Origin of the sequence: Cohnella xylanilytica (assembly GCF_014212175.1) — a bacterium.
GTDB classification, from domain to species: domain Bacteria; phylum Bacillota; class Bacilli; order Paenibacillales; family Paenibacillaceae; genus Cohnella; species Cohnella xylanilytica.
Map to the genome: position 1 here is coordinate 38,297 of NZ_JACJVR010000047.1, position 26,526 is coordinate 64,822.

The 26,526-nt window shown below is 63.0% G+C and carries 16 protein-coding genes; 2 read left to right on the forward strand and 14 right to left on the reverse strand.

All coding sequences use genetic code 11. The annotated features are described in order from the left end of the window. Window positions 1-48: 48 nt before the first annotated feature. Complete coding sequence (locus H7B90_RS11995) at window positions 49-1,170, forward strand: MGDG synthase family glycosyltransferase (protein WP_185136113.1); 1,122 nt, start codon at window positions 49-51, stop codon at window positions 1,168-1,170. A 75-nt stretch (window positions 1,171-1,245) separates the two neighbouring features. Here H7B90_RS11995 and H7B90_RS12000 read toward each other — a convergent pair whose 3' ends face one another. The 14 genes from H7B90_RS12000 to H7B90_RS12065 form a co-directional block, all read right to left on the reverse strand. After that, window positions 1,246-2,709 carry an amino acid permease gene (locus H7B90_RS12000; protein WP_185136114.1) on the reverse strand — a complete coding sequence of 488 codons (1,464 nt, stop codon included), beginning with the start codon at window positions 2,707-2,709 and terminating at the stop codon, window positions 1,246-1,248. Between the two features lie 153 nt (window positions 2,710-2,862). Then, window positions 2,863-4,263, reverse strand: a complete 1,401-nt coding sequence (locus H7B90_RS12005) for a response regulator transcription factor (RefSeq protein WP_185136115.1) — start codon at window positions 4,261-4,263, stop codon at window positions 2,863-2,865. 170 nt (window positions 4,264-4,433) lie between these two features. Further along, window positions 4,434-6,359: a cellulase family glycosylhydrolase gene (locus H7B90_RS12010; RefSeq protein WP_185136116.1), complete on the reverse strand. Its 1,926-nt coding sequence runs from the start codon at window positions 6,357-6,359 to the stop codon at window positions 4,434-4,436. An 83-nt stretch (window positions 6,360-6,442) separates the two neighbouring features. Further along, window positions 6,443-9,700 carry a glycoside hydrolase family 48 protein gene (locus H7B90_RS12015; protein ID WP_185136117.1) on the reverse strand — a complete coding sequence of 1,086 codons (3,258 nt, stop codon included), beginning with the start codon at window positions 9,698-9,700 and terminating at the stop codon, window positions 6,443-6,445. 43 nt (window positions 9,701-9,743) lie between these two features. Further along, window positions 9,744-12,113: a glycoside hydrolase family 44 protein gene (locus tag H7B90_RS12020; RefSeq protein ID WP_376701729.1), complete on the reverse strand. Its 2,370-nt coding sequence runs from the start codon at window positions 12,111-12,113 to the stop codon at window positions 9,744-9,746. A 100-nt stretch (window positions 12,114-12,213) separates the two neighbouring features. Next, complete coding sequence (locus H7B90_RS12025) at window positions 12,214-15,207, reverse strand: glycoside hydrolase family 9 protein (protein WP_185136118.1); 2,994 nt, start codon at window positions 15,205-15,207, stop codon at window positions 12,214-12,216. Between the two features lie 441 nt (window positions 15,208-15,648). Continuing rightward, entirely contained in the window at window positions 15,649-16,746 is a 1,098-nt protein-coding gene (locus H7B90_RS12030) for a C40 family peptidase (protein ID WP_185136119.1), read from the reverse strand. A 591-nt stretch (window positions 16,747-17,337) separates the two neighbouring features. Then, entirely contained in the window at window positions 17,338-17,988 is a 651-nt protein-coding gene (locus H7B90_RS12035; protein ID WP_185136120.1) for a sensor histidine kinase, read from the reverse strand. Window positions 17,989-18,182: 194 nt separating this feature from the next. Next, window positions 18,183-18,812, reverse strand: coding sequence for a response regulator transcription factor (locus tag H7B90_RS12040; RefSeq protein WP_185136121.1), 630 nt, complete (start codon window positions 18,810-18,812; stop codon window positions 18,183-18,185). Further along, entirely contained in the window at window positions 18,787-21,027 is a 2,241-nt protein-coding gene (locus H7B90_RS12045; protein WP_185136122.1) for a GAF domain-containing sensor histidine kinase, read from the reverse strand. Before H7B90_RS12045 ends, H7B90_RS12040 begins: the two co-directional genes overlap by 26 nt. 11 nt (window positions 21,028-21,038) lie before the next feature. Then, complete coding sequence (locus H7B90_RS12050; protein WP_185136123.1) at window positions 21,039-21,863, reverse strand: hypothetical protein; 825 nt, start codon at window positions 21,861-21,863, stop codon at window positions 21,039-21,041. 205 nt (window positions 21,864-22,068) lie between these two features. Next, a complete protein-coding gene (locus H7B90_RS12055) occupies window positions 22,069-22,878 on the reverse strand; it encodes a DUF4362 domain-containing protein (protein WP_185136124.1) in 810 nt (269 codons plus the stop codon). A gap of 143 nt (window positions 22,879-23,021) precedes the next feature. Further along, window positions 23,022-24,641 carry an ABC-F family ATP-binding cassette domain-containing protein gene (locus H7B90_RS12060; protein WP_185136125.1) on the reverse strand — a complete coding sequence of 540 codons (1,620 nt, stop codon included), beginning with the start codon at window positions 24,639-24,641 and terminating at the stop codon, window positions 23,022-23,024. 88 nt (window positions 24,642-24,729) lie between these two features. Beyond that, the gene (locus H7B90_RS12065; RefSeq protein WP_185136126.1) at window positions 24,730-25,695 is read right to left on the reverse strand and encodes an MBL fold metallo-hydrolase; all 966 of its coding nucleotides are present in this window, start codon (window positions 25,693-25,695) and stop codon (window positions 24,730-24,732) included. Window positions 25,696-25,942: 247 nt separating this feature from the next. Here H7B90_RS12065 and H7B90_RS12070 point away from each other — a divergent pair. Next, window positions 25,943-26,526 (forward strand): virulence factor (locus tag H7B90_RS12070; RefSeq protein WP_185136127.1); only part of this gene is annotated, 584 nt, incomplete at its 3' end.

Consider the following 26,526-nt stretch of genomic DNA (forward strand, 5'->3'; position numbering starts at 1 on the left):
CTAGAAGGAAGTAATATGGGAGATAGGTAAAGTGGAGGATTGTATCCCATGCGTAAAAAAAGAGTTTTGCTGCTCTCCGAAGGGTTCGGCACCGGACATACCCAAGCCGCGTACGCGTTGTCGGTCGGACTGCGCCAGTTGTCCCCCCATATTCAGGCGCGGGTCATCGAGCTCGGGACGTTCCTTAATCCCGTCATCGGTCCGCTGATCCTGTCCGCTTACCGCAAGACGGTCACCAAGCAGCCGAAGCTGGTCGGCAAGCTGTACAAGAGCCATTACGACAAGGGCTTGAACCGGATGACGCGCTTCGCCCTGCACCGGCTGTTCTACAATCATGTCTCGGACGTCGTCCAACAGCTGAAGCCCGACATGATCGTTTGCACCCATCCTTTTCCCAACGCGGTCGTCAGCCGGCTCAAGCGTCTCGGGTTGGATGTTCCTTTGTATACGTTGATTACGGATTACGACGCGCACGCGACCTGGACGAATCCCGAAGTGGACAAGTACCTGGTCAGTACGGCGTCGGTGCGCAACAAGCTGATCGCCCGGGGCATCTCGCCGGCCAGCGTCGAAGTGACCGGCATCCCGGTGCATCCGAACTTCTGGTTCCCGCACGACCGGGCAGAGATACTGGCCCAATTCCAGCTGTCGGATATGCCTACCGTCCTGATCATGGGCGGCGGCTGGGGGCTTCTGTACTCCGACCAGATGGTCGAATACATGACGAACTACGCCGACAACGTGCAGCTCATCCTCTGCATGGGCAACAACGACAAGGCCCGCGAGAAGCTGCTCGCCGACCCGCGGTTCCAGCACCCGAACATCAAGGTGCTCGGATTCACGAAGGAAGTGAGCAAGCTGATGGACGTCTCCGAGCTGCTCGTCACGAAGCCCGGCGGCATGACGTGCACGGAAGGGATGGCCAAGGGCATCCCGATGCTGTTCTACGAGCCGATCCCCGGCCAGGAGGAAGAGAACCTCGACTACTTCGTCACCCAGGGCTTCGGCGAGCTGCTGACGTCGACGGAGACGATCGACCGCTGGTTCCGGCTCATCCAGGAGCCTTACGAGGCGAATCAGCACCGCGACAGCCTCCTCGCCCTGAGGAACGCGGAATACGAGCCGGCCAAGTGCGCGAAGGCGGTCCTGCAGCTGCTGGAACAATCCTGAACCGGATTCGCAACAAAACAGCCGTCCCCCGGAAGCGATCCAGCGATCGGAGCTTCCGGAGGGCGGCTTTTTTTCCTACGTATCCTCGAACCGGCACTCCCGCAGAGGAATCAGCCGGGTGCGATGCTTGATCTTGTATCCTGCGTAGACGATCAGGAACAGGGGAAGCCCGATGTACGTGGCCGCGACCCCGTACCAATCGACTTCGCCCGTCTCGAGGAGCGAATACCCTTGGCCGATCATGACGACGAAGCAGATCGCGAACGCCACGAGCTGGCCGAACGGGAACCAGCGGGCGCGGTACGGCAGTTCGTCCGCCTTCTTGCCCTGCGCCTCGAAGGCCCGCCGGAACCGGTAATGGCTGATCGCGATGCCCAGCCACGCCAGGAAGCCGCACATGCCGGAAGCGTTCAGCAGCCAGATGTAGACGGTGCCGTCTCCGAACAGCGAGGACAGGAACGCGAGCATCCCGATTGCCGCCGTAACGAGAAGAGAAGCGGTCGGGACGCCTCTTTTATTGATTTTGCTCAGCCAAGCCGGCGCCTTGCCCTCCTTCGCCAGCACCCACAGCATGCGGGTGGACGCGTACATGCCGGAGTTGCCGGCGGACAGCACGGACGTCAGGATGATCGCGTTCATAACGGAGGCGGCGAAGGCGAAGCCGGCCTTCTCGAAGACGATCGTGAACGGGCTGACGGCGATGTTCTCGATCCCGGATTGCAGGAGCAGCGGATCCCGGTACGAGATCAGGGCTCCGATCACCGCGATGGCCATAATGTAGAAGATCAGGATGCGCCAGAAAATCTGCTTGATCGCCCGGGGCACGTTCCGGGCCGGGTCCTCGCTCTCCCCGGCGGCGACGCCGACGAGCTCGGTGCCCTGGAAGGAGAAGCCGGCCGTCATGAACACGCCGAACACCGCCAGCAGCCCGCCGTGTACGGACGTTCCCCCTTCCGAGAAATGCAGAGGTCCCGGATTGGCTCCCGTCAGGATGCGCACGATCATGATCAGTCCGATCGCGATGAAGACGACGACCGTGATGACCTTGATGGACGAGAACCAGAATTCCGATTCCCCGTACGCCCGCACGGAGAAATAGTTGATGCCGGTCATTAGCAGAAGGAACAGTACGCTCCATACTAGCGAAGGCGTTCCCGGCAGCCAATATTTGACGATAAGGCTGGCGGCCGAGATCTCGGCGGCGATCGTGATGGCCCAATTGAACCAGTAGTTCCAGCCGAGAGCGAAGCCTAGCGCCGGGTCGACGAACTTCCCCGCATACGTGCTGAACGAGCCCGATACGGGCATGTAGGCCGCCATCTCCCCAAGGCTCGTCATCAGGAAGTAAACCATGAAGCCGATGACCGCGTAAGCCAGAAGCGCGCCTCCCGGGCCGGCGGAATGAATCGCGCTGCCGCTCGCCAGGAACAGCCCCGTTCCGATCGAGCCCCCGATGGCGATCATCGTCATGTGGCGGGCCTTCAAGCCCCGTACCAGTTGATTGCCGTTGTGCTCCTGCTGCCTCTTCTTGGTTGCCATGTCCAAATCCCTTCCTGTTCGCAAAAAAACCTGAATCCAACCCTTTAAGTATAAAATCAGGCCCCCCGGTTGGCTAAGGCATATATTTTCCCGGTCCGCCAATATCATCCAGATAGGCTGGACCGGAAGCAAAAAAAAGTTGTGCGGCGGCCGTCAACGGACGGGCGGCGAGTCCGATTCTCCGACGATGACGCTGCGGTACTGCCTGGGCGTGAAGCCGGTCGCCTGCTTGAACGTTCGCGTGAAGTGGGAGGTATTGTAATAGCCGAGCCGATGGACGATGTGGCTCACCTGCAGCTCGGACTGCGTCAGCAGCACCTTCGCCTTCTCGATCCGCTGGTTGACGATGTACCGCGACAGCGACGTTCCCGTCCGGCTCTTGAAGAACCGGGACAAGTAAGCCGGATGGAAGTGGACGAGATCGGCGATCTCCTCTCTCTTCAGCTCATGGGGCAAATGTTCGTCCACGTAGGAGAAGATGCGCTGCAGAACGGCTCGGTCCGACGGACTCGGACTCCTCGTTCGCGCCTGACGGCTCGGCTTCCCGTCCGCTTCGCGCGCGAGCCTGCCCTCCGAATCGCCTGTCTCCCGCCTGCCGACCTCCTTCTTCCCTTCATCCGGCCTCCCTGCCTCCTTCTTCGCCTCCTCCGGCGACTCTGCCTCCGCCTTCTCTGCCCGCGTCTTCTCCGCCTGCAGCTTCTCTTCCTGCGTCTTCTCCTCCTGAGTCTTCTCCTCCTGCGCCTCCTCCATCGATAACGATGCCGACGCGCCGCTACGCCCGCGTTCCGGACTTCCCGCCCGGCCTCCCTCCTCGTCTCCCTCGTATTCGTCCTCCGCTTCGCCCCCGATCCTTCTCATCGCGACCGGCTCCCCGATCGAGACCGAGACGTCGGCGTAGAAGTGATTCCGGGCGGCCTTCGCGAACCGGCGGCAGCGGCTCTCGATCTCGTCCGTTCTTCGAAGCGGCGCCGGAAGCCCGAGGAGCAGCACCGCGAAGCCGTCTTGGACCGGAACCGTCAGCCCCGCTTCCGAACCCCGGATCAGTTCGTCCGCCGCGTTGCCGAGCGCGAACTCGAGCAAGGTCCGCTCGCGGGAAGTGAGCCCGATGCGCCATCGGTTCACGGCGATGCGAACGGGAAGCAGCCATTCGCCGGCCGCTTCCCGCTTATTCTTCAATTCCCCCCTCTCCCTTGATTGGCGTAGCATTCGCGACAGAACGGCCGGCAGCCTCCCGGGCCGAAGCGGCTTCACGACGTAGGAACAGCCGTCCAGCCTCTCGATCTGCTCTCCCGTCAAGCCGGGCGGAACGATCGACAGCCACGCGACGCCGGGATCCCGTTCCCGGGCCCACTCCAGCAGCGCCAGCCCCTCCTCGAATCCGGTCGCCTCCAGATCGCAGCATACGCAGTCGAACCGCCTTCCTTCGAGCCGCCGCCTGGCGCCTCCGGCATCGGAAGCCTTCCAGATCTTCGCGGGCGCGGTCTCCGAATCGCCCCACCCTTCCAACCACTCGGCCGATTCCGACTCGCCGGCGATGAATAGAACGGTCTGCATTCGGGGTCCTCCTCTCCCCTCCGATATGTCCGACAACTACTATTTTAAGGAAAAAGAGACGGTCTGGCGTCAGAAAACGGTCCTGCGTTCCCAAGCCGGAACCGGAAGCCGGGCCGAATCTCGTTCGCCCCGGCTTCCCGTCGTCCCGTTCGCTCGCTATCGGCGCGCCGTCAAGGCTCCGTTCCCCAGACGAGAGCGCCGTTCTCGTACAGCGTCGCATGGGTCCAGTCGGCGTAAGACGATTGGGTCGCCAGGAACGAGTAGTCGTCGCTCTGGTCGAAGTTCGACCAGTCCGTCTTGGCCGCGCGGATCTGAATGTCCCCGCTCTGGCCGCCCGGCGCGATGGAGCCGGCGCCCGGCCCGAACGAGATCTCCAGGTACGTGTCCGCTCCCGGCTTCGCCGGACTGACGGCCGCGAACGCACCGCCGACGTTGGAGCTGCCGACCGCCGCGTAATCGACGAAGAAGCTGAGCCCGGCCGCCCCTTCCTTCGTGAAATAATACCGCAGCTTAAGTCCGGAGAGGCTCGCGGCGCTAGCGCCATTGTTCTTGATATTGAATTGGGCCGTAATCTGATTGCCGGCCGGATTCGGCTGGTTCGCCTTGTATTGGACGACGAGGGAGCCCGGCGAACCGTTCGATCCCGCCTGGGGCGTAACGGCCGCTTCGGGCGAATTCGCCCCTTCGCCCGCCGCGTTCGCCGCGCTGACGACGTAGTAATACGTCGTGCCGTTCGCAAGCCCCGTATCCGCGTAGCTCGTCGCCGTCACCCCCGACGCCACCGTCGCGTACGGGCCGCCGCTCGTCGCCGCCCGCTTCACGTTGTAGCTCGCGGCTCCGCCCGAGGCCGGCCAGCTCAGGCTCGCCTTGGCGTCGCCCGCCGTCGCGGTCAGGCTTGACGGCGGCTGCGGCGCCGACTGCCATCCGCCCGACAGCGGCTTCATGATGCAGTTAAGCATCGTCTGCTTCGGGGCGTTCCACGTCGTCCAATCGTCGAGCAGCAGCCCTCCGGTGTCTCCGCTGTTCGGATTGAGGCACCAGTACGCCCAATACAGGCCGTTCGCTTGAATATAGTCGACCAGCTCGTTCTGCCATCGGCCTTCCTTGCTGACCGCGTCGACGCTGCGCCCGCCGAATTCCCCGACGAGAATCGGGGCGATGTTCTCTTTGCTGATATACCCCCAGTACGAATCCCACAGCGCCGGCAGGTTGTTCGGGAACGAAGGGTCCTCGAACCACGTTTGCTGTGCGACGCCGGGCCCGTAATCGTGCGGCGAATAGACGACCCGGTTCGGGACGTTCAGGCGCACCGGGTCGTTCCGGACTCCCTTCAGGTTGCCGCCCCACCAATAGGAGCCGGTCTGCCCCCGTACGTTGGACTGGATCCCTTCGACGATGATCAGCCAATTCGGGTTCACCGACAGGATCGCGTTGCCCGCCCGTTCCGCGGCGAGGCGCCAGTCCGTGCCCGGGTCGCCGGTGCCCCACGTCGCCGTTCCGTGCGGCTCGTTATGAAGGTCCGCGCCGATGACCGTCGGATTGTTCGCGTAACGCGCCGCGAGCATCTTCCAGTCGTCGATCCAGCGCTGCTCCGAATACTGCGCCGTGTACCACAGCTCCGATTGGCCTCCCGAATCGGGACGGTGACGGTCCAGGAAGATCTGGATGCCGCGTTCCCCCGCCTCCTGCACGACCTTGTCCATGAGCTGAAGGGGAGTAAGCCCGACCAGGTCCGGATTCACGACCGCGTTGATGCTGTTGACGGTCGATCCGGGATCGAACATCTGGGAGCTGAACGGCAGCCGGATCAAGTTGTAGCCGCGGTTCTTGATCTCGTCCAGGTAGCTGTCCAGCGAACGAGCCCACAGGCCGTGGGGAGAATAATTCGAAGTCTCGAAGCCGAACCAGCTGATGCCGTTGAAAATCGCGGGATCGCCGTTGGAATCGACGATCCGGTTGCCCGACGTATGATAATAGCCCGTCGGCGCGCCGGCGGCGGCGCTCTCCCCGCTCCCCGCCGGGAACGACAGGCCGAGCGCGACGGCGAAGGCGAGCAGCGGCGCGAGACGCCGCCGCCCTCTCTTCGGATTGAACATGGCGGACTCCTCCTTCGCATCGGAATGCACGAACGGGCGTCCCCGACCCGGAAGCCGGAAGAAGGGGACGCCCGCCGCGGCGATTAAGGCTCGGTTCCCCAGACGAGAGTTCCGTTCTGGTACAGCGTCGCCTTGCTCCAGTCGGCGAACGACGTCTTCGTCGCGTCGTACGAATAGTCGTCCGCTTCGTTGAAGTTCGACCAGTCGGACTTCGCGAACCGGACCTGGATCTCGCCGCTCTGCCCGCCGGCCGCGATCGAGCCCGCTCCCGAGCCGAAGGAGATCTCCAGATACGTATCGGCGCCCGTCTTCGCCGGGCTTACCGTCGCGAACGCGCCGCTGACGTTGGAGCTGCCGACCTGCGCGTAATCGCACCAGAAGCTAAGCCCAGAGGCGTTGTCCTTCGTGAAGTAGTAGCGAAGCTTCAGCCCGCTCAGGTTGACGGCGCTCGTGCCGGTGTTCTTGATGTTGAACTGGGCGTACACCTGGTTGTCGGTCGGACTCGAGTTGGTCGTCCGGTACTGCACGACGAGTCCGCCCGTCGCCGGCGCCGTCGGCGTCGCGCTCGCCTGCGCCGAATTCGGGCTCTCGCCCGCCGCGTTCGTCGCGCTGACGACGTAATAGTACGTCGTGCCGTTCGTCAGCCCCGTATCCGCGTAGCTCGTCGCCGTCACGCCCGTCGCCACCGTCGTATACGGGCCGCCGCTCGTCGTCGCCCGCTTCACGTTGTAGCCCGTCGCTCCGGCCGACGCCGTCCAGCTCAGGCTGACCTGCGCATTGCCCGCTGTCGCCGTCAGCCCCGCCGGAGCTGCCGGAACCGTCGGCGCCGCGGTCGGCGTCGCGCTAACCTGCGCCGAATTCGGGCTCTCGCCCGCCGCGTTCGTCGCGCTGACGACGTAGTAATACGTCGTGCCGTTCGTCAGCCCCGTATCCGCGTAGCTCGTCGCCGTTACGCCCGTCGCCACCGTCGCGTACGGGCCGCCGCTCGTCGTCGCCCGCTTCACGTTGTAGCCCGTCGCTCCGGCCGACGCCGTCCAGCTCAGGCTGACCTGCGCGTTGCCCGCCGTCGCGGAGAGCCCCGCCGGAGCCGCCGGAACCGTCGGCGTCGTCGAGCCTCCGCCGATCAGCCGGTCGAACTCCGCGTAGGCGGTGGCGATGTCGACCTGCGACCAGAAGCGATGGTACTTGAACGTAGGCGTCCCGTTCTCCCACTTCTGGGTCGCCGGATTCCAGGAGCTGTTATACAGGTCGGACAGATAAGACCATTGCGGATCCTGCGTGATCTTCGGACGAAGCTGCGCGTAGCTGATGTAGACGCCGTTGCCGCCCTTGGCCGGATCGGAAGCGACGGCTCCGGTTCCCGGAATCGCGTTGCCTTGGCCGAACGTTCCGGACCATCCGTTCGGGAAGTAAATCTCCTTCGTGAAGTAGCGGTAATAATCGGCCCGCGTCTCGTCGACCGCGATGCCCATGCCGTCGTTGTAGCTCCAGGCCGTATCCAGCAGCTGCTCGGCCAGCGTCTTCGCCTGGCTGCCAAGCGCCGTGAAGCCGCCCGTCTCGGCCTTCGTGCCGGCCGCGAAGAAGGACAGCGCCTTGACGTAGCTTCCGAGCACGCCGACGTCCTGGCCGGGGCTCTTCGTGATGACGTGGTAGGACGGGTTGCCGGTGAACGAGGAGAAGCCGTTCCACGTGTCCGGCTGTCCCGTCCATTCCAGCGTAGAGGGGAGCCAGAATTCGCCCGGCGCGTTCGTCGAGGCGATGGCCGGGTTGAGGCCGCCCAGCACCCGCTGTCCGGACGCGTTCAGATAGTAGCCGTCGGCGTCCGTCGACGGACGCTTGTTCACGAACACGTAGTCCATCGACCAGTCGATCCACTTCTGGATGATGTTCTTGGCCATCTGGAAGTTCTGGGACGACGTATCCCCGTTGGAGGCGAGGATGTAGTAGAGCTCGGCGACGCGCTCCAACGGCCACGATTGGAAGCCGAACCACGTGTTCGAGTTCGGGTCGTGGTACACCGGAGCCTCCTGGTAGGCGAGGCCGTAGAACTTGCTGACGCCGGACGGATAGGCTGCGTAGCTTCCGTTCCAGCTGTTGGTCGCGCCGCCTCCCATTCCTCCTTCGGAGGACAGGAGCCACGTGTAGAACTCGAGCTGCCGCGTCAGCGACGTGCTCCAGTCTGTCTGGGCCGTCGGCGAGGCCGGGATGAGGCCGCCCGCGTTCGTGGACAGGGCGTACGCCATGACGGGGTTCTGGTAAGCCTGGTGGGCGTGGCTCGCGCCGATCCGCCAAGCCCAGTTGCCGCTGCCGTTCGCTCCCAGTCCGCCGCCCCAAGCCGTGTACCACGACATGAGGTAGTGGCTGGCGTCCTTGCCCGTGCCGGCCGTCGGCGACCCGGAGCTGGCGCTGCCGATCTTCTGGAAGTACTTGTCGTACATGCCGTAGCGCAAGTAGTCTCCCATTTTTTTCGCTTTATTCAGGTATGCCGGGTTGTTGTAGCCAAGCTGCTTCGCCCAGTACATCACCTGGATGGCCCGCCCGTCCGCGTCGGTCGCGTTCGTGTAGCGCCACTGGGCGGAGGGAGCGGCGTTCTCCTTCGTGAACAGGGACATGAAGCCTTCGCCCGGCTTGCCGAACGACTTGTCGTCCTGGGACGGATGGTCGATCGCTTCCCAGACCGATTCCTGCTCGCCCCGCTGGAACGTGTTCACGTATGTCGCCGTATGGGACGGGTTCAGCAGGTTGCCGTAGCCGTACCAGTTGTCGACGTCCACCAGCCAGTGCATCAGATACGTCTGGTTGTTGCCGTACGTGGCCTTGAGCTCGGCGTCGAGGGGGTCCTTGCCCGCCGCGTATTGCCCCGTCAGCTGGGACGGATACTGGTCGGGATAGGGCTTCTCCGCCGCGTACGTGGCCGGGCTGTTCGGATTGTAATAGCTCATCGTCGGCTGTTCTTCCTTGCCGTCGCCTTCGTTGATCGGAATGATGTACTTCTCCATGCTGTCCCAAGCCGCTTCCAGCTTGGTCCAGTCCCCGGTGTAGTAGCCGTACAGCGTCTCCAGCCACAGCCAGTAGCTGTACGCCTCGGACGTCGTCATATGGCCGTAGTCGGGAGCCTCGCTGATGAGGGTCTCGACGGAGTGATACGGAATGCCTTCCGGCGAGAAGTACCCGTTATTCGGATCCTTGATGGCGTCGTACAGCTCCAGGAACCGGGTCTCGTTCACGGTCGCCGCGGCGGCCTTCGGAGCCGGGCCCGACCCTAATCCCGCATAGACCGTCAGGACGACGGCGAGGGCGATCCAGAGCTTAAACGCCTTGTTCGTCAAACTCGCTATCATTCGTAACTCCTCCTCCTGATCGAATGAAGGGAAGAGCCGCCGTTCAGGACGGCTCCGTTCCCCATACCAGCGTGCCGTTCCGATACAGCGTTACCCGGCTCCAGTCGACGAACGAACTCTTCGTTCCGTCGTAGGAGTAGTCGTTCGCTTCGTCGAAGTTCGACCAGTCGGACTTCGCGAACCGGGCTTGAATCTCGCCGCTCTGTCCGCCCGGCGCGATCGAGCCCGCTCCCGGGCCGAACGAGATCTCGAGGTAGGCGTCCGCTCCCGTCTTCGCCGGGTTCATCGCGACGAACGAGCCGCTCACGTTCGAGCTGCCGACCTGCGCCCAGTCGGACCAGAATTGAAGCGCGGAAGAACCGGCGTCCTTCGTGAAGTAGTAGCGCAGCTTCAGCGAATTCATGGCGACCGGGCTCGCGCCCGCGTTCTTGATGTTGAACTGCGCCATGACCTGGTTGTCGTTCGGGCTCGCGTTGTTCACTTTGTACTGCACCGCAAGCCCGCCCGTCGGCGGCGCCCCTTGGGGCGTTGCGACGGCTTGAGCGGAGTTCGCGCTCTCGCCTGCCGGATGGACCGCGCTCACGACGTAATAATACGTCGTCCCGTTCGTCAGGCCCGTATCCGCGTAAGCCGTCGACGTCACGCCCGAGGCCACCGTCGCGTACGGGCCGCCGCTCGTCGTCGCCCGCTTCACGTTATAGCTCGCGGCTCCGCTTACAGGGGCCCAAGCCAAGTCGACCCGCGCGTCGCCCGCCGTCGCCGTCACGCCCGTCGGTGCCGCAGGCGTCGATGAATTCCCCGATTGAAGTACGATGTGATAGGCGGTCAAAGGCGGAATCGAGTACGCGAACTGATTGCCGCTAATGGAGGAGATAACGCCTTTCTGCGAGAGTGCAGTACCGGTGCTGTCGAAGCCGTAGACGACGCCGGAGGTATACGTCTTGTCGCCGGCGATTTGAATGTTCGCGTTCAGCGAACTGTCGAAGCTCTTGTTCAGAACGATCAGATGCAGCTCCGAATTCGTCGCGTCGTTGACGGAGGCGTATACGGAGCTGTTCGCGATATCGGAAGTGTCCGCCTTGACGTGAATGTCGCCGAATTTGGAGCCGTTGCCGTCGTAATTGCGGTACAGCTTAAACGCCGAATTCACGTAATCGGAGTCGGACTCGAGCTTCCAGAACGACGCGAAGTACAGCCCGTACTTCCCGAATATGCCGAGCGCGTCCGCTTGGGCGATGCCGCCCGAGATGTCCCCTTCTCCGCCGTAGCTGTACTCGGTGATCGCCAATTTGGTGCCCGGGTAATACGAGTCGATCGAAGATTTCAGTCTCGGGATTATGGGAAGATAGCTGGAAAAGGACGTGTTGATCCAACTGTCTTCGTGATACGTCGGGTCCCACAGCGAACGGGGCGCCTGCACGCGCGCCTTCTGCGTGTCCGTATTGCCGGTCCCGCCGAAAACGATGCGCTGTCCGCCTCCTTGCGCTTCGGGATACCAGTGAACGTCGAGCGTATCGAGCAGCCGTTTGCCCGCCGTCGCGGATGCCTGCTTCATTTTGTCGAGGTAGTAATCGACGTACCAGTTGTAGCTGCCCTTCTCCGCCGGCCAGTCCGGCGCGTCCTGAAGCGCGTAATAGGCGTAAAATCCGTACAACGCGGGTCCGAAAATTTCGGCGGCTGGATCGACGGCTTTAACCGCCTTCGACAGAGCGACCGACCGGTCCACCAACTCTTTGGCTCCCACTTTGGCGGAGTGGATTCGCGGATGCGTCGACGACCATAACGCCGGCTCGTTATCCAGCGAATACCCCCGGATTCCCGTGGAAGTCGCCGCGGAGCCGTACTTGTTCACGAGGAAGTTCACTTCTTCGTCCATATAGACGCTTCCGTCGTTCGGGTCCGGCGTCAGGGTGTACGGGCTGCCCTTCTCGTTCACGACTTGGCGCCACCGGGATGAAGGAGCCGCTTCGCTCTCCGATACGGATCCGTTCTTGTCCGCGGCGACGTAGCCCGCCATCTGAAGCGTGACGAGCGAGTAGCTTCCGTTCGCGACGGACACGTCGTGAAACTTGGTTACCGTGGCGCCCGGAGCCGAGCAGCCGCTGACGTTGGCGCCGCACAGATAATCGTCGCTCGAATGCAGCCAATCGCTGCCCGCGTTCGAAGCGTTGGTCTCCCAGTTGTAGCCGGTCAGCCGGTTGCCTCCCAATCGTCGGGCCGTATAATCGCCGACATTCGGAAAATCCTGATTGGTCCCGTAAATGTAGGGGCTGATGTTCGTCCTCTCCGCTCCCGTGTCGACCGTAATGGATACGTTGACCGGCGCCGCATGGGCGGCCGGGGCCAGCGGAAGCAGCGCGGACAGCAGCACGGCCGCGCCCGCGACGGAAGCGATCCCTTTCGTTTTACTCAACGATATCAGCTCCTTTGGCGGTTGATAGCCGAAGGGGCCGCGCCGCGCAGGCCTCGGCGCCTTCGGATCGGAGTCGCGTATTTCGTTCGCTGTCGGTTTATTAGGGTTCCGTTCCCCATACCAGCGTTCCGTTCTGATACAGCGTCGCCTTGCTCCAGTCGGCGAACGACGTCTTCGTCGCGTCGTACGAATAGTCGTCCGCTTCGTTGAAGTTCGACCAGTCGGACTTCGCGAACCGGACCTGGATCTCGCCGCTCTGCCCGCCGGCCGCGATCGAGCCCGCTCCCGAGCCGAACGAGATCTCCAGGTACGTGTCCGCGCCCGTCTTCGCCGGACTCACCGTCGCGAACGCGCCGCTGACGTTGGAGCTGCCGACCTGCGCGTAATCGCACCAGAAGCTAAGCGCCGAATTGCCGTCCTTCGTGAAGTAGTAGCGCAGCTTCAGCCCGCTCAGGTTGACGGCGCTCGTGCCGGTATTCTTGATGTTGAACTGGGCGTACGCCTGGTTGTCGGTCGCGCTCGAATTGGTCGTCTTGTACTGCACGACGAGTCCGCCCGTCGCCGGCGCCGCCGGCGTCGCGCTAACCTGCGCCGAATTCGGGCTCTCGCCCGCCGCGTTCGTCGCGCTGACGACGTAATAGTACGTCGTGCCGTTCGTCAGCCCCGTATCCGCGTAGCTCGTCGCCGTCACGCCCGTCGCCACCGTCGTATACGGGCCGCCGCTCGTCGTCGCCCGCTTCACGTTGTAGCCCGTCGCTCCGGCCGACGCCGTCCAGCTCAGGCTGACCTGCGTGTCGCCCGCCGTCGCGGAGAGCCCCGCCGGAGCTGCCGGAACCGTCGGCGCCGCGGTCGGCGTCTCGCTAACCTGCGCCGAATTCGGGCTCTCGCCCGCCGCGTTCGTCGCGCTGACGACGTAGTAGTACGTCGTGCCGTTCGTCAGCCCCGTATCCGCGTAGCTCGTCGCCGTCACGCCCGTCGCCACCGTCGTATACGGGCCGCCGCTCGTCGTCGCCCGCTTCACGTTGTAGCCCGTCGCTCCGGCCGACGCCGTCCAGCTCAGGCTGATCTGCGCGTTGCCCGCCGTCGCGGAGAGCCCCGCCGGAGCCGCCGGAACGGTCGGCGTAACGGCCCCCGGCTCGCTGCCGAACACCTTCACGCCGTTGTCGTACACCGGAATGTAGGCGGTCTTCACGGTCGACATCGCCGTCAATCCCTTCGCCGAATAATCGTTCGCCGGATTCCAGAACGACGTCGCCTGCGGCGCCGCCAGCCGGAACTGGATCTCCTTCTTGTAGGCCGACTGCCCGCCCGGATAAATCTTCGTGCCCGTGAAGTCCACGACGACGTAATAGATATGGTTCGCCGCGTCGTATGGCTTGAGCGCCGATACCGTCGCTCCTTGGTTGTAGTTGGTCGTGATCGCGATGTCGTTAACCGTGTACCCCGCGTTATACACTTCCGTCAGGTCGACGTAGTAGCGGAAGCTCAGCTTGTCGCCCATGCGGGCCGGCCAGCCGGAACGGTTGTTGAGAAGCGCCTTGATCTCGGTATAGTTCGGACCGGTGCTGTTGAACGAAGCCTCGACGAACATCTCGTCTTCCTTCGTCTCGGGCGCCGGGAAGTTCGCGAGCGGCTGCTGTCCCGACCCGTAGAGCAGGTTCATCTTCGCCAGCACGCCGGTGAAGCCCGCGTTGTAATCGGTCGCCACCTCGTTGCTGACGTAGTCGCCGATCGAGTCGGTATAAGCGTCGCTGCTGTTCGGCCCGCCGACGAGCGCCCCGTACAGGACGTGGCGATGGTTCGCCGGCACGGTCTGGCTGTCCGCCCAGGAGCCGTGCGAGGTGCGGTGGTGCGGATGCTGCGGCGGATTGACGCCGTAGCCGACGACGTAGCTGCTATTGCGGGGGTTATCCCCGAGCGCATACAACGCCTGGCCGACGGCGAAGTCTTTGTACTTCTGCTTTTTGGCCGGATCGGTCACCCAGTCCGAATAGACGAACGCGAGGAACGAAGCGTTCATGGAATACCGCAGCGAGCCCCACTGGTCGAGCCAGGCGAGGCCGCCGGGCGTGTAGGTGATCCGTTCGCGCGTATCCGTCGTTCCGGTCGTCCAGAAGTCGAGGTTCCGTTCGGTAGACGTTATATAGCGGGCGTCGTTCGTAATCCGGGCGAGGAGCAGCTGGGCCCCGTAATGCTTGTCGTCCCACGATTGGGTCCACTTGTAGCCCCAGTGGCTCGTTTGCCCTTCCTTGCCCCATTGGTCGGAGGCCGCGATCGCCTTGGTCAGATACGTCTGGTCGTCGGTCGCCAGATAGAGCCAGACGGCCCCCCAAGCCAGTTCGTCCCAATAGCCGGAGAAGGAATTGTAGAAGCTGGCGGCGTCCGTCACGCAGTCGGTGTACTTGCCGCGGTACGTGTCCGCGAACGAGTACAGCTGCTTCGCGTGCGTGAGCAGCTGGGCGGAGTACGCCGGATCGGTCTCCTCGAACACGATCGCGGAAGCCGCCAGCGCCGCCGCCGTCTCGCCCGCGACGTCCGAGCCGGGGCACGAGGCGGTGATTTTGTAGGACGGCCGGTTCATCTGCATCACTTCGGCGGGACCCCACCAGGCATGATCGACCCCGCCCGTGCCGACCTGGACGTACAGCTCGTTCGGGGCGGTGTGCGCCTTCATGAAGTAATCGTCGACCCAACGGAGATTGTCCAAAATCTCTTCATACTGGCCGGCTTGATTGTAACCGCTTGCATACTCGTACACCGACCAAGCGAGCATCGTCGCCGTCGACGCCATCGGCAGGCCGAACTTGACGTGGTCTCCCGCGTCGTACCAGCCGCCGGTCAGATCGATTCCGCGGTCCGCGCCGTCCGTCATGCCCGAATCGCCGCGCCACTCCACGCGATTGTTCGCGGGCAAGTCGCCCGACCGCTGGGCTTCGTAGAAGTAAATCGACTTCTGCAGAGCCTCCGCGTAGTTGTACGAGGAGGCGGAGGCCGACGCGCGCCCCTCCTGGAAGAGCGGGCCCCATCCCAACGACAATGCCGTCGATAACGCCATCAAGCCGGATAACGTTCTGGTCAACCTCTTCCACTTCATCGTTAATCCCTCCCGAATGGATTTGCGATGCGATAGCGCTGACGCCTCTCCTCCTTTCCGAATGACGCTTGGGATTCGGTTCCAATTTGATTATAAATCCGCGATTGTTTGACAAATGTGCGGATTGTAACTTCTTATGAACGGTAAAGTAACCACTTGGAAAACGATTTCCGTATCGCCGGCTCTCCCGGCCGACACAAAAAAAGCCCGTCCCCCGTCGGATAGGGGACGAACTTTGGCGAACCGGGACGAGCGGAACTCGTCCGGCTTGTATGGATTATAGCGGCCGTTGCCGCTCCTTGGGGGCCGAGCGTCCCGGCAGATGGAGGACGAACGCCGCCATTGTGCTGCGTCCCGACGCACGGCGCCTTCGGCGCCATAACGCGCGCCGGGAGAGACGCGCGAGGGGGCGAACGGCGCGAGGCACGCGGCGCGGCTTGCTTACAGGGCGCTGCCTCCGAACAGGAAGCGGTACTCCCAATGCTTGCCCGCGATCGAGTCGATCCGGACGCCTCCGGACGTCTTCGAGTACGTCTGGAGAATCTTGCCGTCGCCCAGGTAGATGCCTACGTGGCTGATCTTCGAGGTGAACGGCTGCTTGTTCGCGTACAAGGACGAGCTTGTCCCTTTGTAATCCATGAAGAACATAAGGTCGCCGCGCTTCAGTTGCCTCCAATCGGTCGTGACGGCCGATCTCTCGCGCACGTAGGCCCCTTGGGAAGCGGAATCGCCCGGAAGCGTCACGCCGAGCGCGTCCTTGAACGCCTGCCGGACGAAGTCCGAGCAGTCGAACGTCGTCGTCGTGTTCCGGTCGGAGCCGTATTCGTACGGGGTGCCGAGATACTTCAGGCCGGCTTCGATGACGGCTTCGGCCTTCGCGGCCGCGTCCAACGTCCCGCCCGGGCCGGACGTATCCGTTCCGGAGTCCGAGCCGGAGCCGCTTCCGCCGGAGCTCGAACCGTTCCCTCCGGAGCCGGTTCCCGCGTTGCCGCCGGAGCTTCCCCCCGAGGACGCGTCCGGGATCGGTCCCGTCAGCTTGATATAGGAAGAGGAGGAGCTGACGTAGCCGGCCTTGCCGTCGGAGTCGGTGACCGCATACCAGTAAGAGTTGACCTTAGCGGTCACCGTTACCTTCTCGTTCGCTTTGAGGTAGCGAATGCGGGCCCCGGACGCGGACGGAGCTTCGCGGAACGAGACGGAGGAGACGATGACGGCGTTGGCGTTGGCGCTGGCGCCGGAATCGGCTTCTTCGGCCGGCGCCGAGATCAGCTTGACGTACGTCGACCTCGAGGAGACGTAGCCCGTCCGGCCGCCGGACTCCCGCACCTTCCACCAGTAATCGTTCGTCTTCTCCAGCAGGGCGACCGATTCGCCGGGCTTCAGGTATCGAACGACGCTCGAAGACGTGCTCGGGGCCGTGCGGAAGCTGACCGTCGCCACGATCTGCGCCTTGCCCTCCTTCGCCGCCGCGCCGGCCGCAGCCGGGAGAGCGGAAGCCAGCGTCAGGGCGGTCAGCGCAATCATCAAATTCCTTCTCATGTAGTCTTGTCCTCCCCATGAACTTGGTGTATCAAGTCCATTATCGGAGGACATGCGGCGGGATTCATGAGACGGAATTCTCAAGGAGGGACTCTCCCATAGGCAATAGGGTCCAGAACGCGCCTAGGCTTAAAGAACAACAATCCGCGCCCCCGCTGCGTTTGCTTCAAGGCGCTGGTGCGATTTACCACTTATTCATGCCGCTTGTCCGAGGTCTTGGCGGAAGCTCTCTAACCAGGGCAATATCGGGTTCCAGCGCTAATCGCGCCGCTTCCCCCTCAATTCCCCTAAATAAGATCGCTGGAGTTCGTTAGATTGTCAAAAGGGCTTCTAAACGCTAAATAGCGTCTCCTGGGTTCGCTAGAGAAGAAAGGGGCCTATGAACGGGGAGCATGGGATTCCAATTGCAACTTGCAACCATGAACGAAATGGTCTTTCGTAGAAAAAAAAGCCAACCAGCAAGCCCTGGCGGACCTGAGAAATAAGAAAGAACCGCCGGCCGGGTCCGGTGGGTTCCATTCGCCGCGATTCCGTAAAGGTGCCGTCTATCAAAACCGATGCAGAGGACGGCGAACTCTCCATCCGCGCGGCTTAGACTTCGCCTTCCTGACTTGCGGCGATCGCATCCCGTTGTTCGTCCGCCATCGGGATTCTCACGCGCAGCCGGACTCCCTTCTCCGCCCCCGGCTTGATCTCCAGGGAGCCGCCGACGGAAGCGATGCGGGCGAGCATCCCCGACAAGCCGACTCCCGACCCGGACCCGGTACAGGCCATCGGCTTCCCGTTATTCGCCAATTCCATCACCAGGACGGATTCCCGCACGGTCAGGGACAATTCGAACCGGGTGCTCTCCCCATGGCGCAATCCGTTCGTCAGCCCTTCCAGCACCGTGTAGTAGATCATTTTCTTCTGCGCGACCGAGAGCCGGCGGAGAGGAGCATCGATGACGACGGACGTCTCCGCTCCGGCCGCGTCCCGGGTCGTCTCCATCAGTCCTCTCAAGGACTCTTCCAAATCCGGGAGATCGTCCGGCTCCGGACCGTCCTCCGTCTGCCTCAGAAGCTGACGAAGCTCCCCCAAGCCGATCCGGAGCAAATTCCCGAGCGCTTCGAGCTTCCGGATTCCTTCGTCGTCTCCCCGTTCGAGCAGGCGGCGAATGCCCTCGACCTGAACCAGCGCCGTCGTAAGGGTGTACCCCACCGTATCGTGAATATCGTATGCTAACCGGCGACGCTCTCCCACGAACGGCCCCTCCTCCTCGATTGAATCCGATCTGCCGCGGTTTGGTCGTTATATCCATCTTAGCACCCGTTCTTTCCCGCGGGGAAGGGAGTCTCTATCCCGAAATCCGGGAAATTGCGGCCGGAAGACCGGGAAGTACCCGGCGCCAAGCAAAAACGCCGGCCCCTATCGGCCGACGCCCCGCTTGTCCCCGGTTATCTCTCCGCAGCCCTCACCTTGGCGATGGCTTCCGCGCGGTCGGATACCTGCAATTTGTTGAAAATGTTGGTCATATAGTTCGATACGGTCTTCGAACTGAGCCCGAGCCTCCGGGAGATCTCGGAGTTGCCGCAGCCTTCCGCCGCCAGACTGAGCACTTCTTTCTCCCGGTAGGTCAATTCCGGGAACGCGTCCATCCGGCTCAGCGGCCGGGTCACGTAGTCGATCATCCGGGAAGCCACGTCCCCGCTGAAGATCGCTTCGCCGGAAGCGACGGCCCAGATCGCGCGGAGGATGTCGTCCCGATCGGAATCCTTCAGGATATAGCCGCGGGCTCCGGCCTTCATGGCCGTGATGACGGAAGCGTCGTCCTTGAACATCGTGAAGACCAGAACTTGAATGCCGGGATCGGCCTCCCGGATCCGGGCCGTCGCCTCGATGCCGTTCAGCCCGGGCATTCGCAGGTCCATGAGAACCAGATCCGGCCGCAATTCGAGCGCGAGCCGCACCGCCTCGTCCCCCGTGGCGGCCTCCCCCGCCACGCTGATCCCTTCGGCGCCCTCGAGCACGCTCCGGACGCCCTCCCGGAACATCGGATGATCATCGGCCAACAGAATACGCAGCATGATTCGAACCCCTTCCATGAATCGTTCCGGCTCTCAGCGGAAGCCTCGCCTCGATCCGGGTTCCTCCGGATTCCCCCGGTCCTATATAGCAGGAGCCGCCCAGCTCCTCGGCCCGCTCCCGCAGGGAGAACAACCCAAGCCCGCCCTTGGACTCCTCCGCGGACGCAGGCGCCTCCTCCCTGCTCCCCAACCCGATCCCGTTATCGGCGACGAGAAGCGTCAAAGCGCCGGAATCCTCCTCGGTCTCGAGCGAGATGCGGATCCGGCAGAGGCTCGCCCGGGCGTGCTTCACGACGTTGACCAGCGCCTCGGTCAAGATCCGGTAAGCGCCGACCTCGACCGCCGCGGGAAGAATCGGAAGCTCGTCCGGAGCCTCCAGCTCCACCTCGAACGGTTCGTCCGCTTCGAGATCCCGAAGCTGCCTAAGCTGCCGGACCTGCTCGATCCGCTGCCGGACGGCGCCGATCAGCCCGAGCTCGTCCAGCGCCTGGGGCCGCAGGTCGTACACGATGCCCCGAATCTCGTCCACGGTCTCCCCGATGTCCTGCTTGAACTTGGACAGAAGGTCGATCGCCTTGTTCGGATCCTTGCGGATCCAATCGGCGGCGAGAGAGGAAGTGAGCCGCAGCGCGGCAAGCCGCGGGGCGATGTCGTCATGCAGGTTCTTGCGCATCGAACGCCTCTCTTCTTCCCGCGCGAAGATCAGCTGCTCCCTCGTCTCCAGCAGGTCGCCGAGCAGCAGTTGAATGTCCATCGACTGCTTGACGCTGCGAACGACGGATCCGGCCTGCCTGGCCAGCAGGCGCAGCAGCTTCCAATCGGCCTCGCCGAACTTCTCTTCCGGCGATCGGGCGCAGACCAGAAGCGTTCCGACCTCTTGGCCGGAGTCGATCAGCGGAATCCCGATCGGCTCTCCGCTCTCTTGGCCGACCGCGGCGGCTCTCCGCCATTCTCCCTGGTAGTTCCACCGAATGGCCGCGTATGGCAGCCTCAAGGAATCCTTGACGGTCCGTACGACGATGTCGAGCACCTCGTCCGGAGAAGACGGCTCCTTGAGCCTCTGTCCCAGCTTCTCGAGAACGGAATACGGATCGCTGGGCCCTCCGTAGACCAAGCGGTTGACGATTCGCTGAATTCTCGCCTTCAAGGGGGCGAACGCGAACGCCACGAGACCCGCTCCGAGGACGGAGAGGATCATATTCGGCCCCGTCCGGAAGACAATGGACAAATACCAGACCGCGAGCGAATAGAGAGCGACGATCGCCGTGCTCAGGACGCCGTAGACGATCGTCCGGTTGACGATCGGGTCGACGTCCCACAGCCGCTTCTTCAGCATGGAGATGCCGAGCGTCACGGGAATCAGGAGCAGCAGCAATTGGACCGCCACGTCCATAACGAGCTTCCACGTCTCGTATCCCGAAGCGGAGTAGAAATGGCGGTCGGCGAGCAGAGGCGCGACCGACACCGCCACGATGCCGCTCTGCGAGAGGAGCAGACCGTAGACCACCCACTTGGTCTGCTGCTTCTCGGCCACGTCGGCATGGCGCCGATAGCGGACGATCCGGCTCCACAGGATCGTTCCGTAGAGAACGATCATCCAGAGCAGCGTCAGCCAGATCGGCCACCGTTGCGCTCCCCATGGCTGCTCCGGGAAGTACCAGGCCAAGTTGCGGACGCACGCCGCGCCCAGGGCGGTCCAGAACATCCATCCGCGAACGATCCGCCCGTCCGGGAAGAGCAGCAGGAAGACAATAAAGGCGACCATCGACAGATCGGCGAGCGCGGACGCCAACCAACCGAGCCCTTCCCACTGCGTCAGAATAAAGGTTGTGATATGCTGCGAGTTCAGCGCGACCGCGGCGATCCAGGACATCGGCTCCTTCGGCCGCTTGCGGAGGATAAGAACGGCGACCGCGAGGTAGACCGAGAAGAAGAACAAGGACAGTCCCGTATACAACCCGGCGAAGGCGGCGTCCGTCAATCCCAGGCTTGCGACTGCTTCGGAAGGAAGCGGCGTCAGAACGCTTCGCCCGCAGGCCGTGCCCAAGCACTCGTCCCGCAAGTAAACGTAATACGACGGGATCTTCCACAGGAACAAAAACGCATAGAGGCCGCACAGGGTCAAAGCGGCCCAACGCGCGACGGACCGCCGCCTCGGAGGGCGGCGGCCTTCGGCCGGAATGAAGTTGTCTTGCTCTCTCGTTCCGATGGTCATTCGGATTCCCCTTATTCCGTTCGGGTGTCGACGGCGCCCTGCGCGGCCGTCGCCGGGCGCGGAGCCAATTGCAGACGCACGACCGCTCCATAAACGATTCCGTACGCGATCGCCGCCAGGCCTCCCCACAGCCCCCAGCTCCCCGGATAATCCGGAAGCGTCAGGGATGCCGCTCCCATATACGCATAAGCCAGCGCTTGAAGGTACCCCAAGGCGCGCGCGCCCGTCCGCGAAGTGGCCGTCAGATAGCCCGCATACAGAAGCGTCAGCCCGAGGGCAGCCCCTTCTCCCCAGCGGAATTGCATCTGGCCGTCGCCCGCCTGCTCGATTAAGCCGCGAACAATGAACGGGCTTAGCGCCAACAAGGCGATCCCCGTCAACAGGAGCAGCGTCCGGTTCATCGCCTTCGGCTCGGAGGGCCGGAAGATCTCGCGCCTGCCGCCGTACGTGGCGTACAGGACGACCAGAACGACCGTGAAGAGGATGAAGACGAAGAAGGATTGCTTCGCCAGCGCCGGGTCCGTCGCCGACAGGGTGGCGAGGAAGATCAGGTGGCCGACGATATAGAAATTCAGCAGCAGCGGCTTGGACAGAGGCTCCTTCAGCATGGCCAGCAGGCTGAAGCTGAAGAGGATGCCGATCAGCGCCCCGTGGGCAGCCGCGTGGAACCTCACCCCCTCCTCCAGCGGCGTCGAGGCCAGGAAGGACCGAACCCACGGCTCCAATCCCTCGGACAATCCCTGCAGCATGAGCAGCCCCGCCGCCGCGAACAGGACGGCGAACGACCGGAAGGCGACTCCCAGCCATATTCCTTTTTTACATGCGCTTGCGTTCATTGTACTCCTCCGCTCTCTTTTTTTGAACCCTTGGCTCACGTCCAGAATAGCGAAGACGGTTGCCCGGCCGGTAGGGAGTCCTTCCCGGCCTTATGGGAAAATAGAGCGGGAAGTTCGAAGGAAGTCCGTTAGCGCAATGGGCTTAACCAGAAAAAAGCGGGCAGCCGCGGCTCCCGCTCGGGATTCGCCCTGCCCGCTCCTCTGCTTATCCCGGAATGAGGATCGAGAACGTCTTGCTCTCTTGATCGCGGTTGGCGCCGCAAGACTTGAGACGGTACTCCATCCCCTTGTCCGTCAACGTCTCCGCGATCTCGCCGCAGAACTCCTCGCGCTTCTCGGGGTTGCCGTAAGCGTCGTGCGTCGTGTCGAACCGGTAGCGGATATCGTCTCCGCCGTTGTAGCTGAGATTGTAGAAGATCGGGTCGCCCTCTACCGTATAAGCGGTAATCTGGACGCGGCCCGGCTTCTTCTGCTTCACGTTCTCCGCGAACTGCACCCAAGTGCCCGGGTTCTTGATTCCGTCCAGGGCGAGCACGACGTCGCCGTTCTTCTCGGCCTGCTCCGCCGAATACTCGATCCCGCGGATCAGCTCTCCGAGCTTCTTCGTCGCGTCCGCCGTCAGCGTGTACCCGATGCCGCTGTCGCTCGCGTCCACGAACATGCCCTTGGCCCCTTCTTCCGCGGCGTCGTCGATCCACAGCCGAATCGCCTTCGGCACGCCGTCGCGCTCGATGACGACGTCGTAATCGGCAGCCCCGACGTCCAGCTGACCCTCCATCCGCTGGGCCGAACCGACGGCTTCCTCGAACGCCTTGATCGTATCGGCGTCGGCGAACGAGCCGTACACGTCCTCGTTGATCGGACCGAAGTCCACGAAGCGGCTGACCGTCACCTTCGGAGCCTCGTTCTTCACGGGATATACGTCTCCCTGTACCGTCTCTTCTTCGGCCGAATTGCCGCAAGCGGCCAGCGTCAGCATTCCCGCAGCCATTAGCGCCATGATTCCTTTTCGCATCTTATCGATTCCTCCCCCTTGGGTTAAGACGGGCCTTACGTTCAAAAGTTGCAACGATGGGAAAAAAAGAAAGACTCCTGCCCCTTCCCGGGAAGGAGCCGGAGTCTCTCGTCCATGTCGCGGTATCGCGACCTCGTCATTCCTTAAGCCGGCAGCATGCGAGCGCGCAGCTCCTTGATCTCCGGGCTCTCGAGGTATTCGTCGTACGTCGTCATCCGGTCGATGAGGCCGTTCGGCGTAATCTCGATGATCCGGTTCGCGATCGTCTGGATGAACTGATGGTCGTGCGACGTGAAGATCGTCGTCTCATCCGTCTCGACGAGCGCGTTGTTGAGCGCGGTGATCGACTCGAGGTCCAAGTGGTTGGTCGGCTCGTCGAACAGCAGCACGTTCGGCGCGGTCAGCATCATCTTGGACAGCATGCAGCGGACCTTCTCGCCCCCGGACAGCACCGACGCCTTCTTCAGCGCTTCGTCGCCGGAGAACAGCATCCGGCCGAGGAAGCCGCGGATGAACGATTCGTCCTGGTCCTTCGAATATTGGCGCAGCCAATCGACGATCGACAGGTCGACGCCGTCGAAGTACTTCGAGTTGTCCTTCGGGAAGTAGGCCGGCGTAATCGTCACGCCCCACGTCACCGAGCCGGAGTCCGGCGTCAGCTCGCCCGCCAGCACCTGGAACAGCGTCGTCTTCGCCAGGCCGTTCGGGCCGACGAGCGCGATCTTGTCGCCCTTGTTCACGACGAACGAGACGCCGTCCAGAATCTTCTCGCCCTCGATCGTGACGGTGACGTTGTCGACGGTGACGATCTGCTTGCCCGCTTCGCGCTCGGGCTTGAAGTGGATGAACGGATATTTGCGGTTGGACGGCTTGATGTCGTCCAGCGTGATCTTGTCGAGCATCTTGCGGCGGCTGGTCGCCTGCTTCGCCTTCGACTTGTTCGCGGAGAACCGCTGGATGAACTCCTGCAGCTCCTTCATCTTGTCTTCCTTCTTCTTGTTCTGCTCGCGCATCAGCTTGAGAGCCAGCTGGCTGGACTCGTACCAGAAGTCGTAGTTGCCCACGTAGAGCTGGATCTTGCCGAAGTCGATATCCGCGATATGGGTACATACCTGGTTCAGGAAGTGGCGGTCGTGAGAGACGACGATGACGGTGCCTTCGTAGCCGGACAGGAAATCTTCCAACCAATTGATCGACTCGATGTCCAAGTGGTTGGTAGGCTCGTCGAGCAGCAGAATGTTCGGGCGCCCGAACAGAGCTTGTGCGAGCAAGACGCGAACCTTCTCGTTGCCGCCGAGCTCCGCCATTTTCTTATCGTGCAGCTCCGTCGTGATGCCGAGGCCGTTCAGCATCTCGGCCGCTTCGCTCTCGGCTTCCCAGCCGTTCATCTCGGCGAATTCGGCTTCGAGCTCGCCCGCGCGCATGCCGTCCTCGTCGGTGAAGTCGGCCTTGGCGTAGATCGCGTCCTTCTCCTTCATGACCTTATACAGGCGGTCGTAGCCCATGATGACGGTCTCGAGCACGTTGTATTCGTCGTACTCGAAGTGGTTCTGCTTCAGCACGGCCAGGCGTTCGCCCGGAGTGATGTGCACTTCGCCGGTGGAAGGCTCGATCTCCCCGGACAGAATCTTCAGGAACGTCGACTTGCCCGCTCCGTTCGCCCCGATGAGGCCATAGCAGTTGCCGGGGGTAAACTTGATATTGACGTCCTCGAACAACGGGCGCTTCCCGTAACGAAGACTGATGCCGTTAGCGCTAATCATCGCTTATGATCCATCCTTTGCTATATTAAAATCGGCTGCGGGGAACCGCCGGCAGAGAAGGGGCGGTTCGCTTCCGCGGGCCGGGTTGCTACGATCGTTCGCCCGGAGCTTCCGATTCCGGATGCGCGACGAAGCGCATCGTCTCGCCGTGATGCAGCACGAACATCCGGTGCTCCGGGATTCCGAGCCGGAGCCGTTCGGCTTCCAGCCGGTCGAGCGCTTCCTTCGGCGTATCGTCCGCCAGCTTGAAGGCTCCGTAATGCATCGGCACGAAGTAGTTCGCGCCCACGTCCGTGAAGGCCTGCAGCGCTTCTTCGGGGCTCATGTGCTCCTCCGACATGAACCACTCCGGGTCGTAAGCCCCGATCGGGAGCATGGCGACGTCGACGTCGAAGCGCTGGCCGATCTCCTCGAACCCGCGGAAGTAGCCGCTGTCTCCTCCGAAGTAGAAGGTCGGTCCGTGCGGAGATTCCAGCACCCATCCGCCCCAGTGGGAGTTGTTCGTATCCCACGGATTGCGGCGCGCCCAGTGCTGGGCGGGCACGAACGTGAATTTGACGCCGTGGTACGTCGTCTCCTCCCACCAGTTGAGCTCCTCCACTTGACGGAACCCCTTGAGGAGAAGCTTCTTGCGGAGGCCGGCGGGCACGATCAGCTTCTTGGCCCCTCTCAGCCTGCGCAGCGACGTGACGTGCAGATGGTCGTAATGGGAGTGGGAGACGAGAACGACATCGACGGGCGGCATGTCCGACAGCTCGATGCCGGGCGGCGACAGCCTCTTCTGGAACGCCATCCGCCTGGCCCATACCGGATCGGTGACGATATTGAGGCCGGACATCTGAATCAGGAACGTGGAGTGCCCGATCCAGGTGATGGTCGGTTCGCTTCTGTTCTGTTGCAGGAAGGGCAGATCCGGACTCGCGTTCGGAACGCATTCGGTGTAGTCTTTGGCGCGGCGCCGGTTGATTCTCTCCTGTCCCCAACGGGCGAACCGGTGTCTTCCCGCGCGGACGGCTCCGGCGGAGTCCAGGTTGCCGAAGCGATTTTTGCGCATGCGATCCCTCCGATGATGTGCTCATTCATACTATAGCAGGAATTCGGGGAATGTACCAATGCGCGGACGGCCCTTTCGGCAATTTCCGCGCCTTGGGGCTTGATATCCGAGGGCCGGACGGGACGGGAGCGGAGGAATTTGGCACGAATGCGCAAGTTGAGTTAATGTATAGATGTAGAACATACTCCCTCTCCGGCGTTCCTTAGCCGAAGCCGGATCAGGGTCCAATTGACGGGAGGAGATTCCGATGAAGCTGCTGTCGATCGAGCCGACGCCGAGCCCGAACTCCATGAAGCTGAACGTGGACGAGAAGCTGCCGCTCGGCGAACGCCACACGTATACATTGGAACGCAGGGATCAGGTTCCTCCGTTCTATCTGAGATTGCTGGGCATCGACGGGGTCAAAAGCGTGTTCCGCGCCGCCGACTTCATCGCCGTCGACCGCCGTCCGAACAAGGACTGGGCCGTCATCCTCGGCGCGATCCGCGAGCTGTTCGGGGCGGACGGCGCGGCGGGCGCCGCGGCATCCGCCGTGGAGGCGGGCGGCTACGGCGAAGCGTTCGTGCTCGTGCAGATGTACCGCGGCATCCCGATGCAGATCCGGGTGCGCAGCGGCGGCCAGGAAGCGCGGGCGGCGCTGCCCGCGCGCTTCGCGGCCGCGGTGTCCGAGGCCGCCGGGGCGACGATGATCCGCGAGCGCAAGCTCGAGGAGTTCGGCGTCCGCTACGGCGAGCCGCAGGACATCCTCGACGAGGTGACGCGCGAGCTGGACGCCGCGTACACCGAGGAGCGCCTGCGCGGGCTGATCGCGCAGGCGCAGGCGGCGACGGC

Coding starts and splice junctions, on each gene's coding strand:
- H7B90_RS11995 (WP_185136113.1), top strand. CDS start 49: ATGCGTAAAAAAAGAGTTTTGCTGCTCTCCGAAGGGTTCGGCACCGGA.
- H7B90_RS12050 (WP_185136123.1), bottom strand. CDS start 21,863: ATGAACGCAAGCGCATGTAAAAAAGGAATATGGCTGGGAGTCGCCTTC.
- H7B90_RS12065 (WP_185136126.1), bottom strand. CDS start 25,695: ATGCGCAAAAATCGCTTCGGCAACCTGGACTCCGCCGGAGCCGTCCGC.
- H7B90_RS12040 (WP_185136121.1), bottom strand. CDS start 18,812: ATGCTGCGTATTCTGTTGGCCGATGATCATCCGATGTTCCGGGAGGGC.
- H7B90_RS12045 (WP_185136122.1), bottom strand. CDS start 21,027: ATGACCATCGGAACGAGAGAGCAAGACAACTTCATTCCGGCCGAAGGC.
- H7B90_RS12015 (WP_185136117.1), bottom strand. CDS start 9,700: ATGATAGCGAGTTTGACGAACAAGGCGTTTAAGCTCTGGATCGCCCTC.
- H7B90_RS12005 (WP_185136115.1), bottom strand. CDS start 4,263: ATGCAGACCGTTCTATTCATCGCCGGCGAGTCGGAATCGGCCGAGTGG.
- H7B90_RS12055 (WP_185136124.1), bottom strand. CDS start 22,878: ATGCGAAAAGGAATCATGGCGCTAATGGCTGCGGGAATGCTGACGCTG.
- H7B90_RS12025 (WP_185136118.1), bottom strand. CDS start 15,207: ATGAAGTGGAAGAGGTTGACCAGAACGTTATCCGGCTTGATGGCGTTA.
- H7B90_RS12010 (WP_185136116.1), bottom strand. CDS start 6,359: ATGTTCAATCCGAAGAGAGGGCGGCGGCGTCTCGCGCCGCTGCTCGCC.
- H7B90_RS12060 (WP_185136125.1), bottom strand. CDS start 24,641: ATGATTAGCGCTAACGGCATCAGTCTTCGTTACGGGAAGCGCCCGTTG.
- H7B90_RS12030 (WP_185136119.1), bottom strand. CDS start 16,746: ATGAGAAGGAATTTGATGATTGCGCTGACCGCCCTGACGCTGGCTTCC.
- H7B90_RS12000 (WP_185136114.1), bottom strand. CDS start 2,709: ATGGCAACCAAGAAGAGGCAGCAGGAGCACAACGGCAATCAACTGGTA.